The sequence below is a fragment of the Vibrio sp. V12_P9A6T4 genome, from assembly GCF_963874835.1.
Lineage (GTDB): Bacteria > Pseudomonadota > Gammaproteobacteria > Enterobacterales > Vibrionaceae > Vibrio > Vibrio anguillarum.
This window is the reverse complement of the sequence record NZ_CAWNJO010000022.1, coordinates 39,942-58,970: the sequence shown is the minus strand read 5'-3', so window position 1 is coordinate 58,970 and position 19,029 is coordinate 39,942. Positions and strand designations below refer to the sequence as shown.

General features: G+C 45.3%; 14 protein-coding genes. 11 read left to right on the top strand and 3 right to left on the bottom strand.

Features of this window, described 5'->3' with window-relative positions:
- Nucleotides 1-3 precede the first annotated feature (3 nt).
- The 9 genes from AACQ42_RS01175 (at nucleotide 4) to tldD (ending at nucleotide 14,539) form a co-directional block, all read left to right on the top strand.
- Complete coding sequence (locus AACQ42_RS01175; RefSeq protein ID WP_254918603.1) at nucleotides 4-3,672, top strand: DUF6701 domain-containing protein; 3,669 nt, start codon at nucleotides 4-6, stop codon at nucleotides 3,670-3,672.
- Nucleotides 3,673-3,842: 170 nt separating this feature from the next.
- The gene (locus AACQ42_RS01170; protein ID WP_013857874.1) at nucleotides 3,843-4,886 is read left to right on the top strand and encodes a rod shape-determining protein; all 1,044 of its coding nucleotides are present in this window, start codon (nucleotides 3,843-3,845) and stop codon (nucleotides 4,884-4,886) included.
- Nucleotides 4,887-4,937: 51 nt separating this feature from the next.
- Nucleotides 4,938-5,825 (top strand): rod shape-determining protein MreC, encoded by an 888-nt coding sequence (gene mreC, locus AACQ42_RS01165; RefSeq protein ID WP_013857873.1) that lies wholly within the window; start codon nucleotides 4,938-4,940, stop codon nucleotides 5,823-5,825.
- Complete coding sequence (gene mreD, locus AACQ42_RS01160; RefSeq protein ID WP_013857872.1) at nucleotides 5,815-6,303, top strand: rod shape-determining protein MreD; 489 nt, start codon at nucleotides 5,815-5,817, stop codon at nucleotides 6,301-6,303. Before mreC ends, mreD begins: the two co-directional genes overlap by 11 nt.
- Nucleotides 6,300-6,866: a Maf family protein gene (locus tag AACQ42_RS01155; protein ID WP_088731599.1), complete on the top strand. Its 567-nt coding sequence runs from the start codon at nucleotides 6,300-6,302 to the stop codon at nucleotides 6,864-6,866. The genes mreD and AACQ42_RS01155 overlap by 4 nt, the downstream gene beginning before the upstream one ends.
- Nucleotides 6,867-6,888: 22 nt before the next feature.
- On the top strand, nucleotides 6,889-8,358 hold the full coding sequence (rng, locus tag AACQ42_RS01150; protein WP_019281135.1) for a ribonuclease G: 1,470 nt from the start codon (nucleotides 6,889-6,891) through the stop codon (nucleotides 8,356-8,358).
- A 10-nt stretch (nucleotides 8,359-8,368) separates the two neighbouring features.
- A complete protein-coding gene (locus AACQ42_RS01145; RefSeq protein WP_094166184.1) occupies nucleotides 8,369-12,253 on the top strand; it encodes a YhdP family protein in 3,885 nt (1,294 codons plus the stop codon).
- A 10-nt stretch (nucleotides 12,254-12,263) separates the two neighbouring features.
- Nucleotides 12,264-13,097 (top strand): carbon-nitrogen hydrolase family protein, encoded by an 834-nt coding sequence (locus AACQ42_RS01140; protein ID WP_094166183.1) that lies wholly within the window; start codon nucleotides 12,264-12,266, stop codon nucleotides 13,095-13,097.
- Complete coding sequence (tldD, locus tag AACQ42_RS01135; protein ID WP_013857867.1) at nucleotides 13,094-14,539, top strand: metalloprotease TldD; 1,446 nt, start codon at nucleotides 13,094-13,096, stop codon at nucleotides 14,537-14,539. The genes AACQ42_RS01140 and tldD overlap by 4 nt, the downstream gene beginning before the upstream one ends.
- Nucleotides 14,540-14,656: 117 nt before the next feature.
- Here the strand turns inward: tldD and arcA are convergent, their stop codons facing one another.
- Nucleotides 14,657-15,877 (bottom strand): arginine deiminase, encoded by a 1,221-nt coding sequence (gene arcA / locus AACQ42_RS01130; protein WP_094166182.1) that lies wholly within the window; start codon nucleotides 15,875-15,877, stop codon nucleotides 14,657-14,659.
- Between the two features lie 687 nt (nucleotides 15,878-16,564).
- Here arcA and rraB point away from each other — a divergent pair.
- Both rraB and AACQ42_RS01120 read left to right on the top strand, forming a co-directional pair.
- Nucleotides 16,565-16,990, top strand: a complete 426-nt coding sequence (gene rraB / locus AACQ42_RS01125; protein ID WP_017046663.1) for a ribonuclease E inhibitor RraB — start codon at nucleotides 16,565-16,567, stop codon at nucleotides 16,988-16,990.
- 163 nt (nucleotides 16,991-17,153) lie between these two features.
- Nucleotides 17,154-17,957, top strand: coding sequence for a glycosyl hydrolase 2 galactose-binding domain-containing protein (locus AACQ42_RS01120; protein ID WP_013857849.1), 804 nt, complete (start codon nucleotides 17,154-17,156; stop codon nucleotides 17,955-17,957).
- A gap of 11 nt (nucleotides 17,958-17,968) precedes the next feature.
- Here AACQ42_RS01120 and AACQ42_RS01115 read toward each other — a convergent pair whose 3' ends face one another.
- A complete protein-coding gene (locus AACQ42_RS01115; protein ID WP_029388185.1) occupies nucleotides 17,969-18,361 on the bottom strand; it encodes a DUF2061 domain-containing protein in 393 nt (130 codons plus the stop codon).
- A 167-nt stretch (nucleotides 18,362-18,528) separates the two neighbouring features.
- Nucleotides 18,529-18,966, bottom strand: a complete 438-nt coding sequence (locus AACQ42_RS01110; RefSeq protein ID WP_094166181.1) for a universal stress protein — start codon at nucleotides 18,964-18,966, stop codon at nucleotides 18,529-18,531.
- Nucleotides 18,967-19,029 lie beyond the last annotated feature (63 nt).

The following is a 19,029-nucleotide window of genomic DNA, read 5'->3' as shown; positions in this document are numbered from 1 at the left end:
GTAATGGCTTTCCAGCAGATTGATAATTCTATCTATTTTCCTCACGTTGCCCAAGGTCAGGGCAGTTGTGCAAGCTCTCCAAATCCTCAACTTATCCAATACGGATACTCACAGATTACGGGAACAGCGGGTGACCCACTGGCATTTTGTTCCATCAACAATATTTCTGAACGCCAAAATGCTCGTTGTGATGATCAGTTTTGCCAAGTTACAGGGGGAGGTGTGGCTTCCTTAAGTTTAAGCGGTGGGAATGCATTCAAAAATTCCAGTAATAATAATAACCAAATCAACTGGTGTTATAGTGGACAAAGCATTGTATTGAACCAATCAAATATAGGAAAACTACAACTATACGATAGCTGCACGCTTCAATTTTCAGGGTTGTCTGAATATAAAATAAAGTCTTTAGATATGGGCTCAAGCGCAACTCTTGTGTTGTCGTCGGGTGACTATTGGATTGAAACATTACAGTTAAACTCCAATGCAATTGTTGAAGTAGAAGGCGATGTTCGGCTATTTATAAAAAATAGTTCTAGCTGGAATAGTTCAGATATCAATATTTCTGGTGCGGGGAATTTAACGATCGTTGGATTTAATAATCTTTCTCTGAATGGTAATACACAAGTTAATGGTTATGTTTACATAGGTAACACTCTAGCTCTGAATAACTCTGCCACAATCAATGGCCGTACGACAAGCCGCCGATTAATGATGGAGGGGAATACTCAGATCAATCAAAATGAGCAGCAAGGCTATGCTTGTTTTGAGGATGATTTTAACCGCTCCTCGCTTGGTCAGAATTGGATCCCTTATACTAGTACTGGTAGCTTTACGCCGAGTTTGATTAGTAATCGCTTACGCTTAACTGAGGATCAGAATAACCAAGCAACCGCAGTGACTTATCAACGAATTTTCCCAGCGGCTGGCAACTTAGTTACTGTTGAGTTTGATTACTATGCGTGGGCGAATTTAACCGGTGATGGTGCTGATGGGGTGTCGATTATTTTTTCGGATGCCGAGATTATCCCTAGAACGGGTGGTTTTGGCGGCTCTTTAGGGTATGCACCCACCACAAGTTCCAATCCAATTAAGCCGGGTTTTGCTGGAGGTTGGCTTGGGGTTGGTTTGGATGAATGGGGAAATTATTCCAACCCAACAGAGGGAAGAGTCGGAGGGCCTGGTTTTCGTCGCCAAGCCGTTGCCATTCGAGGCTCTGAAGCCGCAAGTTATCGCTATCTAGTGGGAACTGCCGCTAATTTGAACCCCAAGCTGGATGTACGTCGTACTTGTCAATGGTGGGGCGGTAACTGTTCTTTTCCAGGGCCAGGTCCCGGGCATCGCTATTTCATCACTATCGATTCACGAAATAATAACGCGGTTTATGTTCGTGTGGATCGTCTGGTGAATGGCAATATGCAGACAGTTATCGATTGGTTTAATGTGCTATCGAATCCTAATCAAGGTGCGACACCTGAAGAGTTTTTACTTTCTCTTGCAGGCTCAACAGGGGCTTCTGTTAATAACCATGAGATTGAAAACTTTAAGGTTTGTGCCTTGAAGTCTCGTGACGTGGGGGAGCAGGTTGATCATTTTCGTTTTACTTTACCATCGTCAGATGGGCTAACTTGCAACGCCGCTGATGTACAAATACAAGCTTGTGCAAATAGCAGTTGTAGTGAGCTTTACCAACAGCCGATCACCGCGACTTTACTACCAAATTCATTGCCTTCTGCTGGCGGTGGATGGCAAGGTGGCTCCCAAGTTAATATGACGAATGGTATTGCTAATCTGAAGCTTCGTAAAAATAGTGCAGGGAATGTAACTGTGGGGGTTCAGAGCTCAGTACCTAGTGCGAAACCTTTTTCGACCAATCTTTGTCGATATGGTAGTGGGGGGTATTCTGCCCAAAATTGTACACTTAATTTCGTTGATAGTGGCTTCATTTTGGATGTGCCTAATTCCTATGCCAATCAATCGGTAACTGGGACCATTAAAGCGGTACGAAAAGATAACGCTTCACAACTGTGTTTGCCTAGTTTTAAAAATGTACAAAAACCCGTTTCCTTTTGGAGTGATTACTTGAGCCCTAATGGGGGGCAAGGTTTTAGAGCTTTATCGGTTGGTGTGAATAGTGTGGCGGTAGGGCAGTCATCCAATACTGCGACGCCAGTGGTGCTCAATTTCAACCAAAATGGTGAGGCGAGTATTAACGTCTCCTATCGTGAGGCTGGCAGCCTGGCTTTGAATGCCCGTTTAACGGGAAGTGGTGATGAGCAAGATTTGCAACTAACAGGTCAAACGACTTTTATACGAGTTCCTCGTGCTTTAGTACTCAGCGCGACCAGTTATTATGGTGTTAGTGGAGCGTGTCCTAATGCCGATATTAGCTGTGATATTTTTGCTAGGGCGGATGAAAACTTTAATCTCAATATCAAAGCGGTTGCGGAGGCACCGATTGAGGATAATGATTTCACTAACAATTTAGTAGTGACAAATTATCAACAAGCAAACATTGAGCTTAAACATACTCTAATCGCACCAGCGACAGGCGTGCCCGGTGCTCTCGGTGAAGTTGAATATGATCACCAATTAGGTAGCTCGACGACTGTACAACAAAGAGTGAGTGAGGTTGGGGTGTTTGATTTCTCGCTGAACGCGCCAACGACGTATCTTGGACTCGATTTAGCGAGTGAGAATCTGCCGATTGCCGTTGCCTCAACGGGCCCGATAGGTCGTTTTATCCCAGCCTATTTTTCTCCTTCTTCGGTGGTGACCAGCTTACAGGCTGAGTGTGAGGTGACTTCTCCGAATGACGAATCGTTCAGTTATTTAGGACAACCGTTTGGATATAAAGAAAATCCGGGTATTTACTTACACCCAAAATCCGCGTCAGGCAGTGAAACGGTCAATTATTTCGACAGTGCTTGGTGGCGTTATGATCGGCAGTGGGACAATCGAATATATAACGATACTGTGAATAGTTTACCAATCAGCTTTGATAGCGATTTGACGAGTGTGAACCGAGCCAATGGCGTTGATTCTCGCATTGAACTCTCTGGGGAGATATTGATCTACCAAAAGCCACCACAACCAATAGTGCCTTTTAACAGCAAGTTAGATCTTACCCTCTTGGCATCCGATCTTACAGATCTTGATGGAGTTTGCTACCGCGAAACGGCCAGCAGTCCTTGCATAGACTATACGATTACAGATATTGATGATGAGATGAAATTGCGCTGGGGAAAACTGGTGATCCACGACACTTACGGCCCAGAAACGAGTGCGTTAAGTCAGCCAATCACGAGTGAATACTTCACTGCCAATGGCTTTGTTACTAATAGCTTTGATAGCTGTACAAGGTTACCAGATCTTACGAATTTCACTTTAACGCCGACCGATCTAACTTTAGGTTCCGGTGGGGCTCCTGAAGTCTATCCTACTTTAGTCAGTCAAACGCTCGCCTTGGGTGCCGCTAATATCAACTTTACGGCTCCGGGAGCGGGTCATCAAGGATTCATTGATACTTTGCTTGATCTCAATGCTCATGGGTTGCCTTGGTTGCGTCCCTACAATGATCAAAATAGCGCGTTTGAAAATGAAGTCTCAGGCCGAGTACAGTTTGGATTGTACCGAGGCAGCGACCGGGTAATCTGGTGGCGTGAAAAAAATTAACCGGATAATTCACACAAATTCATGGAGATTTTTCTACCTAAGTTAGGAATCTGTTAGAAATTGCGTGTTTCAGTCCATGTTTATGCGTCAACGCCTTGCTGTGATCGCAAGGCATTGGTACATTTAGTGCAATTTTCTATCTTCTAATTCTTGCAGGACGAGCGAAGAATATGTTCAAAAAACTGCGTGGCATGTTTTCCAACGATCTATCGATCGATTTAGGTACCGCCAATACTCTTATATACGTTAAAGGACAAGGTATTGTCCTCGACGAGCCTTCCGTTGTTGCTATTCGCCAAGATAAAGGTCGTGGTGGAAAAAGCGTTGCTGCTGTCGGTCATGCCGCTAAGCAGATGCTTGGTCGTACGCCGGGGAATATTTCTGCAATTCGTCCTATGAAAGACGGCGTGATTGCGGATTTCTACGTGACCGAAAAAATGTTGCAACATTTCATCAAGCAGGTGCATGACAACAGTGTCCTCAAACCAAGCCCTCGCGTTCTAGTGTGTGTGCCTTGTGGCTCAACCCAAGTTGAACGCCGTGCGATTCGTGAATCAGCACTCGGTGCTGGCGCGCGTGAAGTGTATTTGATTGATGAGCCTATGGCGGCGGCCATCGGTGCTGGTCTGCGTGTTTCTGAACCAACGGGTTCAATGGTGGTCGATATCGGTGGTGGTACGACTGAAGTTGCCGTTATTTCCTTGAACGGTGTGGTTTACTCTTCCTCTGTGCGTATCGGCGGTGACCGTTTTGATGAAGCGATCATCAATTATGTGCGTCGTAACTACGGCAGCTTAATCGGTGAAGCGACCGCAGAGAAAATCAAACATGAAATTGGCTCGGCTTACCCCGGCGATGAAGTGATGGAGATTGAAGTTCGTGGTCGTAACCTTGCTGAAGGGGTTCCTCGTAGCTTTACTCTTAACTCCAATGAAATCTTAGAAGCACTGCAAGAACCGCTTTCCGGTATTGTTTCTGCGGTGATGGTTGCGCTTGAACAGTGTCCGCCAGAGCTTGCTTCTGATATCTCAGAAAATGGTATGGTATTAACCGGTGGTGGAGCGCTGCTCAAAGATATCGACCGCCTCTTGACCGAAGAAACGGGAATACCAGTCGTGGTTGCCGATAATCCTCTAACCTGTGTTGCCCTTGGTGGCGGTAAAGCGTTGGAAATGATCGATATGCACGGTGGCGACCTATTTAGCGAAGAATAATGGCTTTGGGAGCCGTAAAGCTCCCATCATGACATCTAGGATTTTTATAGAATGAAGCCAATATTTGGTCGAGGACCATCTCTTCAGCTACGTCTCTTTTTTGCCGTGATTTTATCAGCCAGTCTTATGCTGGCTGATAGTCGTTTAGGTGCTTTTTCCAACGTTCGTTTTTTTCTTAATAGCTTAGTGGCTCCCATTCAATACATGGCGGATTTACCGCGCAGTATGTTTGATGATCTGTATGAGCGATTCGCCACTCATCAAAAACTGATTGAATCGAATCAACGTTTAAAACGAGAAGCGATCACCTTGAAAAGTGATTTGATCTTGTTTGATCAATACCGCGAAGAGAACCAGCGGTTACGTAAATTGCTTGGATCTTCTTTTGTTCGTGATGAAAAGAAGGTTGTCACTGAGGTGATGGCGGTCGATACCTCACCTTATCGTCACCAAGTTGTGATTGATAAAGGGCGAACAGATGGCGTTTACGAAGGGCAACCCGTTATTAACGACAAAGGTATTGTTGGCCAAGTGACTTTTGTGGCGGCTCATAACAGCCGGGTGTTGTTGTTGACTGACACCAATAGTGCGATTCCAGTGCAGATTATTCGTAATGATATTCGAGTGATTGCTTCAGGGAATGGCCAGGTGGATCGTATTCAATTGGAACACATTCCCACCAGCACCGATATTGAAGTAGGTGACTTGCTCGTCACATCAGGTTTAGGGGGCGTATATCCTGAAGGTTATCCTGTCGCACACGTTTCGGTGGTCGACAAAGATACCCAGCGTGAATTTGCGTCGATCACCGCCGATCCCGTGGTGGATTTTGATCGTCTACGCTATTTGCTGTTGATCTGGCCTAACGAAGATAGGCAGCAGAAAGTATTGCAAGTTACGCCAGAGAAAATGTTAGAGGAAGCAACCGATGGCCAGTAGTGTCGTGAAAAGTAAATTGGTGATTGGTGCATCATTTCTCTTTGCTCTGGTTTTACAAACTATCCCTTGGCCGGGTGAGCTGGATCTATTGCGCCCATCGTGGTTACTGCTGGTGACATGCTATTGGGTTTTAGCGTTGCCGCATCGAGTCAACGTAGGGTCGGCTTTGATCCTTGGTTTGTTATGGGATCTGCTGCTTGGTTCAACATTGGGCATTCGTGGCATGATGATGGCCATTGTTGTCTACTTAGTGGCGATTAACTTCTTAGTGCTGCGTAATATGGCGTTATGGCAACAAGCCGTAATTATTGGCGTGTTATCTATGTTGCTTGAAGTGCTGATCTTCTGCGGCGAATATTTAATTCAAGATGTGACATTTAACCCGCTCTCGCTATGGGTTGGTATGATCAATTGCATATTATGGCCTTGGATGTTCCTACTGCTTCGTCGTGTGCGACGCCACTGGCACCTTAGATGATGAATAAAAAAATTGTATTAGCGTCTGGCTCGCCAAGAAGACGAGAGTTACTGACTCAACTGGGTTATCAGTTTGATATTGTGGTGCCCAACGTTGAAGAGTGCCGTAATGAGCATGAAGCCCCAGCAGCGTATGTTGAACGTTTATCACGTGATAAGGCACTGGCTGGTGTTGCTTTATCCAACCCTGCTTCGATAGTTATTGGGTCTGATACCATAGTCGTGCAAGGTGAAACAGTACTTGAAAAACCTGCTGATTTTGCTCAAGCACAACAGATGTTACGCAGCTTATCTGGTACAAAACATCAAGTGATGACGGCCGTAACCGTAGCAACACATGATCATTCTAAATCCGTCGTGGTAACGACGGATGTATGGTTTAAACCTTTGTCAGATGAAGATATAGAACAATATTGGCAATCGGGTGAACCTTGCGATAAGGCTGGCAGTTATGGCATTCAAGGATTGGGTGGACGATTTGTAACGAAGATCGAAGGCAGTTATTACGCTGTTGTAGGATTACCATTATTCGAAACTGACCAGCTCTTGCACGAATTTATATAATTAAAAACATTGAGGTGTACTCATGAGTGCAGAGTTGCTACTAAACGTCACCCCGAGTGAAACTCGAGTGGCGATGATTGAAGGCGGAGTTCTTCAAGAGGTCCACATTGAGCGAGAAGCGAAACGCGGCATTGTGGGCAATATTTACAAAGGAAAAGTCAGCCGAGTTCTTCCCGGAATGCAGGCCGCCTTTGTCGATATTGGTTTAGACAAGGCCGCTTTTCTTCACGCTTCTGACATTGTTCCTCATACTGAATGTGTGGCTGAGAACGAAAAACAGCAGTTTCAAGTTCGTGATATTTCAGAGCTAGTTCGTCAAGGCCAAGATATCGTGGTGCAAGTGGTCAAAGATCCATTAGGCACTAAAGGCGCCCGTTTAACGACAGATATTACTCTACCTTCGCGCTATCTCGTTTTTATGCCCGGCGCAAGTCATGTTGGTGTCTCACAACGCATTGAAAGTGAATCAGAGCGTGATCGTCTCAAAAAAGTCGTGTCTCATTATTGTGATGAGCACGGTGGGTTCATTATTCGTACCGCCGCTGAAGGGGCTGATGAGAAAGAGCTTTCACAAGATGCCGCCTTTCTTAAACGGCTATGGTTGAAAGTGTTGGAGCGTCGAGTTAAATACAAAACACGCTCGACACTGTATGGCGAATTGGGTTTAGCTCAGCGTATTTTACGAGATTTTGTCGGCACCGATTTGACGCGGATCTTAGTCGATTCGCGCCTTGAATTTGAGAACCTCAAAGAGTTCACCTCAGAGTTTGTGCCTGAGTTAACCGATAAGCTTGAACTGTATGAAGGTGACAAGCCTATTTTTGATATGTACGACACCGAAAACGAGGTTCAGCGTTCTCTCGAGCGTAAAGTGGAGCTCAAGTCTGGTGGATACCTTATCATCGACCAAACCGAAGCCATGACCACGATTGATATCAATACTGGCGCGTTTGTTGGCCGTCGTAACCTCGAAGAAACCATTTTTAATACCAATGTTGAAGCGACCCAAGCGATTGCCCGTCAGTTACGTTTGCGCAACTTAGGGGGCATCATCATTATTGATTTTATCGATATGATGTCTGAAGAGCACCGTAAGCGAGTGCTCAACTCCTTAGATGCCGCCCTGGTTAAAGATCGCGTCAAAACGAATATTAATGGTTTTACGCAGTTAGGCTTGGTGGAGATGACGCGTAAGCGCACCCGTGAAAGTATTGAACACGTGTTATGTTCAAGTTGTCCAACCTGTGAAGGCCGCGGCAGTGTGAAAACCGTTGAAACCGTCTGTTTCGAAATCTTACGTGAAATCACGCGTGTCAACCGTGCTTACGATGCGGATAAATTTGTGGTTTACGCATCCCCTGCGGTGGCAGAAACCTTGCAAGGTGATGAGTCTCATGCTCTTGCTGAGTTGGAAGTGTTTATTGGAAAAGAAGTGCGTATCCAAGCGGAGCCACTTTATATTCAAGAACAATTTGACGTTGTGATGATGTAGTAGGGCCTTTGTGATCTCAACTTTTACGCGCCTTTGGCGAATAGTATTGTGGTTTATCGTTAGCGTGCTAGTGGTGCTGGCTGTTGCTGTCACCACCTTGCGTGTGTTTTTGCCACAAATGAATCGTTTCCAAGGCGAAATACAAACCTTGATCAACCAAAATTCAGGTTTTGAATTTGAATTAAGTGAGGTCACTGGTTTTTGGCGTAATACTCACCCGTCAATTGCACTTAAGGGGCTAAAAGCAAAGCTACCTGATGGATCGCAAATTCACTTTTCTGCGCAGCAAATCGATGTTGAATTTGACCTCATTCAGTCAATACTGCAAATGCAACCTGTGGTCGCGGATCTCAGTATTCATCAACTAAAATTGGATATTCGCTCGGTAAACTGGCTTGAGCTACAGGCTGAAGATAACCAACAGAGCCGCACACAAGGCAATGTCATTCAACGTTTAGACAACCTACTGTTGCGGCAATTGGATGATTTTGCGCTACTCGACTCGACGGTTTTCTATCAATCTGTCGCGGGGGAGATTCGCCAGTTAGATATTGAACGTCTTCGGTGGAAAAATAACGCTCAGCAACATAAAGCTGAAGGCGTGGTGAGTATCGCTGATACCAGTATTAACTCTCTGTTAGTGAGTGCTAACTTTGAAGATCATGGTTCACTACGCGATATTTCAGGTCGCTTCTATGTTAGCTCTGACAATATCAAAATAAACCCGTGGTTGACTCGTTATCTCAAAGACGAAACCGGCATTAAGAAAGGACAGGTGAGTTTTAATGCTTGGCTGACCTTAGAACATAACCAACCTAAAGATGGCTATGTCGAACTTAAGCCCTCTGAACTGGTTTGGGGTGAAGAGCGTCAGCATGAATTGCTGTTAGAGTCGGGAATCATCAAACTGTTACCTATTGAAAAAGGATGGCAAGTTAACGCTTACTCACTTCAGTTACGCACGGATGACGAAGTGTGGCCTAAACTTGATGTCGCGTTTGAATGGCAACCGACGCAATGGCGTTTGAACTTGTCGCAGTTAGACATAAAAACTTTGCTTCCCTTTGTGAAAATGATGCCCGATTCCAGCAAAGCGAACGAGCTTTTGCAGCAATTGGATTTGGGGGGCACCTTAGAAGATATTCGGCTCAGCAAAGGAGATAGCCTGCAATCGCTTCGTTATTCGGCTGAACTCAGTGATGGCGCCATGGCGCAATGGCAGTTATTGCCACAAGTACACCATCTCAAAGCCTCCATTGCAGGTAGCATGGAGTGTGCCCGCGCCAAAGTGACGCTGATTGATGACGTGTTACCTTATGGTGATGTTTTCCAAGCACCATTGAATATTCGTCAAGGTGAAGCCGATGTTGTGTGGCAAAAGCAAGACGATGGCTGGTCATTGTGGGCCAGTAAAGTGACTGCGGCGACGCCTGACTTACAAGTGCTTGGATCATTTCGTCTCGATTTTCCTGAAAAACGCAGCCCTTTACTTTCATTTTATGCGGAAGCGGACTTATACAATGCAGGTGAAACTTGGCGTTATTTGCCCACCTTAGCATTGGGGCGCAAGTTAACAGACTATCTCTCTACTGCGATTCAAGGCGGTAAAGCCAACACTGCTAAACTGCTTTGGTATGGTGAACTTGGCGATTTTCCCTACCAACAAAACAATGGTGTATTCCAAGCTTGGGTTGGTTTAAAAGAGGCGAAATTTAGTTTTGATACGGCGTGGCCGCCGATCACCAATTTGCAACTCGATCTGCTGTTTGAAAACGATGCGATGTACCTTGATTCACACTCTGCGACCTTAATGGATGTCACTGCCCAGCGGATCACAGGGCGAATACCTGAACTAGCCGAAGGTGGACACATCGAAATCGAAGCCAGTGCAACAGCCCAAGGCAATGCCGTACGCGACTATATGACCTCAACGCCTTTAGTGGATTCGGTGGGAGCGGCGTTAACGGCGATCCAAGTCAGTGGCGAAGTGCAATCTGAATTTCAGCTTCGTATTCCTTTTGATAGTGAGCAGGAACCCCGAGCGTGGGGTTGGGCGAATTTAAATAATAACCACGTGGAAATTGATGCACCGCCAATGGTGCTTGAGGGTGTCTCTGGCAAAATTGAATTTGATAATGACGTTGTGACGGCAGCCGGTTTGTCGGCTGATCTGCTGACTCAACCGATCGCGATTGATTTTAAAGGTGAAAATGCCAGCCAAGGTTACGCGGTGAATATTGATGTGGTGGGAGACTGGGATATTAAACCCCTGACGCCTTTTGTCGGTGAGCGCTGGCTAAACCGTTTAAAAGGGCATGCTCCTTGGCAAATGGGCGTTGATATTCAGCTCAATGATGTCGGTTTCACTTATCAAATCGACACCTTAGCCGATTTAAAAATGGTAGAAAGTGATTACCCTTACCCGCTAAAAAAAGCCTTCAACGTGGCAGGCAAAGCCCACTTGCAAGCGTCGGGTAACCAAGAGTCGATCACCGCTCGTCTACAATTACCACAAGCGAAATACCAAGCTGAAATCGATATCACATCGAAAAAACCACGCCTGACGGCCACCAATCTCATAGTAGGGAGCGGCAATTTCAAAATCAGTCCAGTGGTTGGCCACCATGCGCAGATCCGCAGCGATACCTTTAATTTGGATGAATGGTTGAGTTTGGCCAACGAGCCTCAGCCGAAGAAAAAATCAGCTCTAGCGGAGATGAATACTCCCGAGATCCCACCACCAGAGAGAGTGGACATCAACGTCAAAGCACTTCTACTAGCGGGAATTGAATGGCACGATGTTGATTTTAATGCCAGACGTAAAAATCTCGGTTGGTACGCACAGCTCGAGAGCCAAGAAGCAAAAGGTCAAGCGAGTTATATTGAACCTTATGATTTGTCCGTCTCGCTTGAACGCTTGCACGTTTACATTCCTGAGCTGGAGGACAGCTCCAAAAAATCACTGTTGGTTGATCAAGATCGCCAGTCTGAGCCGCTTATTACTGATTTTGACCGACAGTTTCATCGATTGGTGCCAAACTTAACTTTGGCCATTGATGATCTTTGGTTGCAGGGTTACAAGGTGGGCAAGATGAATATGGACTTCCAACGGCAAGGTGATACTTTGCAATGGAAGAAGATTGATATCAGTAGTGGTTCAAACCAAGTGACTATCAATGGTGCTTGGACGTTGAATAAAGATGCACAAGGTGATGAGCGTAGCCATACTCAACTGAATCTCACCATGAAAGGTGACAATAATAGCGATTTGATGGAGCGCTTTGGCATTAGCTCTGGTATCCAAAGAGCGCCATTTGAAATGTCGAGTCAAACCGAATGGGATGGCGCGCCTTGGTCAATGAAGATCGACAGCTTAGAAGGCAAGATAGAGACTACTATGGGTAAAGGGGTAGTTTCTGATGTCAGCGGTGCCGCTCGTTTACTCGGATTATTCAGTTTAGATTCCATTATCCGTAAAATGCAGCTCGATTTTAGTGACGTGTTTGATAAAGGAATGGCCTTTAACTCAATTACGGGCAGTGGTGAAATTTCGCAAGGGATTTTTGTTACCAACAACATCAAAATGGATGCTGTTGCCGGTGAAATGACCATTAAAGGCTTAGCGGATCTCAATAGCCGCACCGTCGATGCTGAGGTGAATTTTGTACCAGACATCACATCAGGAATTCCCGTCTTGACGGCTTTTGCGGTGACGCCGCAAACAGCGCTGTATGTCCTAGCTATTACGACCGTGATTGCACCTGTGGTTGAGGTCTTTACCCAAGTCAATTATGAGGTCAAAGGGCCAATCAACTCACCAGTTGTTAAAGAGCTTTCGCGTAGTCGAGGCGAGTTTAAATTGCCAGAAAAACTGAGAAAATTGACTGAAAAATAGGGAAGTAGGCATGGATAGCGTTGGACTTATTCAAATGACGTCAAGCTCTGAACCTGCGCAGAATTTGGCCTATATCGAACAGCAAGTGTCACTACTTGTGGCGCAAGGTGCGAAGTGGATTGTCACGCCGGAAAATGCACTGGTGTTTGGCACGCGACAACAGTACCACCAACATGCCGAGCCATTGGGACAAGGCCCTTTGCAGAGCCAATTGGCTGCTATGGCTCGCTTTCATCGGGTGTGGCTGTTGGTGGGCAGCATGCCTATCCGCCGTGAGGTTGGGGTAACGACCACCTCCTTGCTGTTTGACGCCAGTGGCGATCTTGTCGCGCACTACGACAAATTACACATGTTTGATGTAGATGTCGCTGACGGCCACCAGCGCTATCGAGAATCGGAAACTTTTACCTGCGGCACAAAGCTGAGTGTTGCGTCGACGCCATTTGGTCAAATTGGCCTTTCCATCTGCTATGATGTGCGCTTTCCGCACCTCTATTCCCAATTAAGAATGCAGGGTGCTCAGATATTAGTGGTTCCTGCGGCCTTTACGGCGGTGACCGGAAAGGCACATTGGGAAGTCTTGTTAAGAGCCCGAGCGATAGAGAATCAGTGTTGGGTTGTTGCGGTTGGGCAAACTGGGCTTCATCCATGTGGGCGCGAGACATGGGGTCATTCGATGGTCATCAGCCCGTGGGGTGAGGTTATTGCAAGCTTAAACCAGCAAGTGGGGAATTTAGTCGCCGATATTGACTTGGCTTACGTTGAGCAAGTTCGACAAAAAATGCCCATTGCTGCACACACCCGATTCACCAATCAGTTTATAGATAATAAGAGCAAACTATGAGTATTAACCGCATTGAAGATGCACTATTAAAACCTGCAGGATTAACCGAGCAAGATATTGCGGATACACTAGCGACAATTGCCACTCGTCAAATTGATTATGCCGATATCTATTTTCAGTCGAGCTGGCATGAATCTTTAGTGCTCGAAGACAGCATTATTAAAGACGGCTCATTTAATATCGATTGCGGTGTTGGTGTGCGTGCCATCACAGGTGAAAAAACGGGTTTTGCTTATTCAGATCAAATCCAATTAGAAGGTTTGAAACAGAGTGCAATAGCCGCACGAGGCATTGCACAGCAAGGCAAAAGTGGTTGTGTTCAAGCCTTTAAACGTAGCGATAATCAAGCCTATTATGCGGCGGATAACCCACTAGCCAGTTGGGAAAAAAAGCAAAAAACAGAATTACTGCAAGAGCTGGATGCTTACATTCGTACCAAAGAGCCGTTGATCCAAGAAGTCTCGGTGAGCTTAAGTGGTGTGCATGAACAGATGTTAGTTGCTGCAACCGATGGGACTTACGCAGGCGATATCCGCCCGTTGGTCCGTTTGTCGATCAGCGTGTTAGCACAAAAAGGTGATCGCCGCGAGCGAGGCAGCTCTGGTGGTGGTGGTCGTTTTGGTTATGACTTTTTCCTCACCGAACAAGATGGCCGTAAAGTTGCGTTTCAGTTTGCCGATGAAGCTATCCGACAAGCCTTAGTCAACCTTGAAGCTGTCGCAGCTCCTGCTGGCGCGATGCCTGTTGTGCTCGGTTCTGGTTGGCCGGGAGTCTTGCTTCACGAAGCGGTAGGGCATGGCTTAGAAGGTGATTTTAACCGCAAAGGATCTTCTGTTTTCTCCGGTAAAATTGGCCAGAAAGTAACCTCAACGCTTTGTACGATTGTTGACGATGGCACGTTGAAAGATCTGCGTGGCTCGCTCAATGTCGACGATGAAGGTGTCAATGGTCAATACAACACCTTAATTGAAAATGGCGTGTTGAAAGGCTACATACAAGACAAACTCAACGCACGTTTGATGGGGGTGAACCCTACGGGTAATGGGCGTCGTGAGTCGTACGCACATTTACCGATGCCGCGCATGACCAACACTTACATGTTGCCGGGTGAACATACGCCAGAAGAGATCATTTCAACAGTGAAGAAAGGCGTTTATGCGCCCAACTTTGGCGGTGGCCAAGTGGATATCACCTCGGGTAAATTTGTGTTCTCTGCCTCTGAAGCCTATATGATTGAAAACGGCAAAATTACTTATCCAATCAAAGGTGCAACCTTGATCGGTTCTGGCATTGAGGCAATGCAACAAGTCTCGATGGTGGGTAACGATTTGAGCCTTGATCGCGGCGTTGGAGTGTGCGGTAAAGCAGGACAAAGTGTGCCTGTTGGAGTAGGGCAACCTACGCTTAAGCTAGATTCGCTCACTGTTGGTGGCACCGAATAACGTTGTTACTCGCTCAGAGCTGACATGGTTTGTATCGCGCAGCGTAAGCAAATAAAAAGCGGCGTTTTGATGCGCCGCTTTTTTATCTCTTTTATTCACTGCGTTGAATTGAAAAGGTTAAATATCATCTCGCTCGATCGGGCAGCTCATGCAGCGCGCGCCGCCTCGGCCTCGGCCGAGTTCATTGCCGGGGATGGTTAATACTTTGATGCCCGCCTTATCGTATTTCTCGTTAGTGTAGACATTGCGCTCGTAGCCAATCACAACTCCGGGTTTAACCGTTAGCACGTTGTTGGCGTCATTCCATTGCTCGCGCTCAGCCTCATAGCTATCACCACCAGTGGTGATGATTTTGAGTTTGTCCAAACCTAACGCGCGTTCAATCGCATTAACGTAACTTGGCATTGAATCGACGTTCATCCCGCCATCGCCTTTCGGCGTTAAACGCCATGTTTCTAAATCATGACGCATAATTTCGGGGTAAACAGAAAAGGTGTCGACATCCATATGTGTCATCACCGTATCTAAATGCATACAGGAGCGGTGTTTAGGCAGGTTAACGGCAATCACCTCTTTGGCCTGCCCATGTTTAAATAAACTCGCAGCAAAATTTTCTACCCCTTGCACCGTCGTGCGTTCGGAAATACCAATCAACACCGCACCTTTACCGATCACCAGTACGTCGCCCCCTTCAATATTGGCATTATCGTAGTGCAGATCTTCATCACCGAAATACTTGATAAAACTCTCTCCTGCAAATACAGGATGCCAACGATAAATGGCGCGTAAATGGTTGGTTTCACGTTGGCGTGCTGGTTTCATCATCGGATTAAGTGATACGCCGCCATACACCCAACAAGAGGTATCGCGGGTAAAGAGATGGTTGGGCAACGGTTCAATCACAAAATCTAACGGACGATGCATTTTAGGTAGCATCGAAGAGGAGTGGATAGGCAGTTCGGAATAAGCAAGACCACCGAGTAGCAGAGTGGCGAGGTGTTCGTTATCCATGTCAGCTAAATAGCAGCGCAGATCGTGCGCCAAAGTGGGACCATAGCGAAAATCAGAGATTTGTGTATCGAGCAACCACGCTTTGGCATCGGCAACGGCTAAGGTTTCGACTAAGAGATCATGCAGCAACAGCACTTCAACATTTTGGTCCTTCAATGTGTTGGCAAAGGCATCATGCTCTTTTCCTGCATCTTCTACGGCAAGCACATCATCAAATAACAGTTCATGACAGTTCGACGGTGTGAGATGAGTTAAGGCACGCTCTGGCCGATTGAGTAATACTCGGCGCAGTTGCCCAACTTCAGATCCAACGTACAGCTTATTCATTTTGTATCCCTACTCTTATTTCTCATGTTCTTTATGACAAGCTTAAGCGAACGATGCAAGTCTACTTAGTGGTTATATTAGCTGTTATTTTGTTAATTTATAGTTGTATATGCTTTAAAGTGTGCACTTATTAAAAAATAACTCCAAAACTAGCCAAATAAACCTAATCACGACAAAGTGCTTTGTTATGCGTTTTGGGCTCAGAGGAAGTTGAATTAAGCATGAAGAATAAGTGATTTTCTATGCGGTTATTTACATAAAAAGTGCATAATACGGGCAGGTTTAGCCAAAGTAACCTTTTTTGCTATGCATGAATGTTTGATAAACAGGCAGTTTAATGCGGTGAAAGAGCAAATCATCAGGCAGATAATCTACTGAATTAGCAAAATGAAAATAAATTGTTAAATTAAAGTGTTTTTTTATTTGATCTGTACTTGATTGAGCAGTGATCCTTTAGAAAGATAAAGATCGCGGTACGTTGTTGGTGGCAATTTTAGGCGAACCATGCCATATTTCGTCGAAATTCATTTATACCCTTCCGACGTGAAGTTGCAGCGGTGCTGGCTACGTTTGCTCACCCCAATCACATAGTTTATCTATGTTCATGGGGATGAACTCACTTGCCGCCTATCTGCAACGCCAAGTTGATGGAGTATAGTCTACATTTAGCCAAATCTGGAGCACCTTATGTCTCAACCTCAGCAAGATGACTACGTATCCGTTGAAGAGTTAATCGAAATTCAAAAAGAAGATACTCGCGACATCATTCAAGCCCTGCTCGAAGATGGCAGTGATCCAGATGCGTTATATGAGATAGAGCACCACCTATTTGCTGAAGATTTTGACACGCTAGAAAAAGCGGTTGTTGAAGCCTTTAAAATGGGTTTTGAAGTGCTTGAAGCAGAAGAAACAGAAGATGAAGACGGCAATAAACTATTGTGCTGTGACGCGACTATGCAATCGGTACTGAAAGCCGAAGCGATCGATGAACAGGCAGAGAAGCTTATTCAACTTGCTGAAAAATATGACATTATTTACGACGGCTGGGGCACTTACTACGAAGGCGAAGATGCTCTATACGACGATGAAGAAGATGAAGACGACCAAGAGTGATTAAGCGTTATTTACCTTGATGTGAGATACCAGCCCTTTGGCTGGTATTTTTTTAGCTATGCAAAGCTAGCGGGGCACTTTAGTGACGAATCATCATTTTTGTCAGCACATCTTTATTTATTTTGTATATAATCGCTCAACATTGATCTAGCTCAAGTTTATTATGCGAATTTCTCTTGCTGGCTTTTGGCAGCTTTCACCGTTGACTGATTTATCGATCCCGCAAGATGATCTTTGTTTTCCTGCGCCTCTTAGCCAAGTATTACCTCACGATATGACAGAAGCACAAATTGCCGAGCAAGAGTGGCATTTGATGCATGATGTTGAGGTGGATGAAGTGATGCTTGGTTTTGCTGCAATTGATCTTGTGCTTGAGGGGATCGATTTTTATGCGGAAATACGTTTAAACGGTGTGGCACTATTTGATTGTGATGGTAGCCAAGCGGTGTATAAAAAAGACATTCGGCCTTTGCTGCAACTTGGCCGCAATCGATTCGAAATTTTGTTTGTTGAGCAAGAAGAAGAGTGGTTGCTGGAGGATCAAGATTTACCGCAATTATGCCCATTGGGACACCACTCGGTGAAGAAATACGATGAGCGAATGGGTATTTGGCAAGAGCCTTATCTGCAATGCATTCGTCATGTTCGTTTGGAGCATGTTACTACTGAGCAAATCTGGCACTATGGTGGTGGCTGTGAGTTTTTGGTTCACTTACATTATCAAACCTACGCACCAGGATTAGTTTCCGCGGTGGTGAAATTTAATGGTATGAGCTATCAGTTACCTATTGATGTGCGCCATCAGCACGCCAGTGCTTTATTTCAAGTGGAAGCGCCGAAGTACGCAGATCTTACACAGCTTAACCCGAATGATTTGTATACCTTATCGGTGCAACTTGATGGTCAGCAGCAATCCTTCCATATCGCGTTAAGCGAAGATCTCTGTGTTACCCATTTTCCTATCTGATCAACGTACAGCTAATGAGAGCATTTCATTGCTGACCATTCTTGCGGATGCCTCTTTTGCCAGAACTTCTCGTAGAAGTAGTAAGCACACGTATTAATGCTCGGTTCGATCATGGCTAACACACCACCAATGATAAAACTTCCTGTCATGATATATGCCACGCTAAATGCAACACTAAAGTGTACTACAGCAAAGCTACCTGTTTTAATTTTAGCTGATTGTGAGTAGCGGCGCAGCGGGGCGTAGTGTGCCCATACTTTTTCATGAAAGTAAAAAGCAACGGTATTGACCATCGGCTCAAGCATGGCAATCAGACTACCAAGAATAATGTCGCCCGTAAGTAGATAAACGACGGTAAACGCAATACTGAAATGGATCGCGGCAAAGCTAAGCGTTTTTTTCATAATGTTCACCTAAACGGTTATCGGGTTGATGTAAACATTATTGATAATTATTCTCAACAAGTAAAGATAATTGAACCTATTAGTTTGATAGCCAATTCCTAACTGAGGCGCTTATCGTTGGCATAAAAAAAGCGCCTCATGCGCTTTTTTATGACGATGCAGGGTTTCTATCCTTGCGGTTTGACAACCAGTACATTGATTGGCGAGTTTTGCACTACTTTACTGGCCACCGATCCCAGCATCACTTTATCGATCTTCGATCGTTTATGGCTTGGCATGATAATCAAATCAGCTCCGAGCTTTTCTGCGTAATCTAAAATGGTGGTGTAGGCTTTACCTTCAGCTACATGCAGTTTGTAGATTATTTCGTCAGCGATATGTTGAGCAGCAAACTGTTTTAGCTGTTGCTTGACGTCTTCTTTCATTTTCGCCGCGGCATCTTTCGGGAAGTATGTGGCGACCATCGACATGTGGATACCAGGTAATACATTTAAAAGATGAATTTCAGCATTGGAATGTGTCGCGTGCCAAACAGCAAGTTCAACGGCTTTGTCAGAAAAGCCTTTTTCATTAAGGTCCACTGGAACAAGGATGTGTTTATACATTATGGATTATCTCATCTACGATAGGGTGCTTTAGAGCACCTTGTTTCCGTAAAGTATATGCCT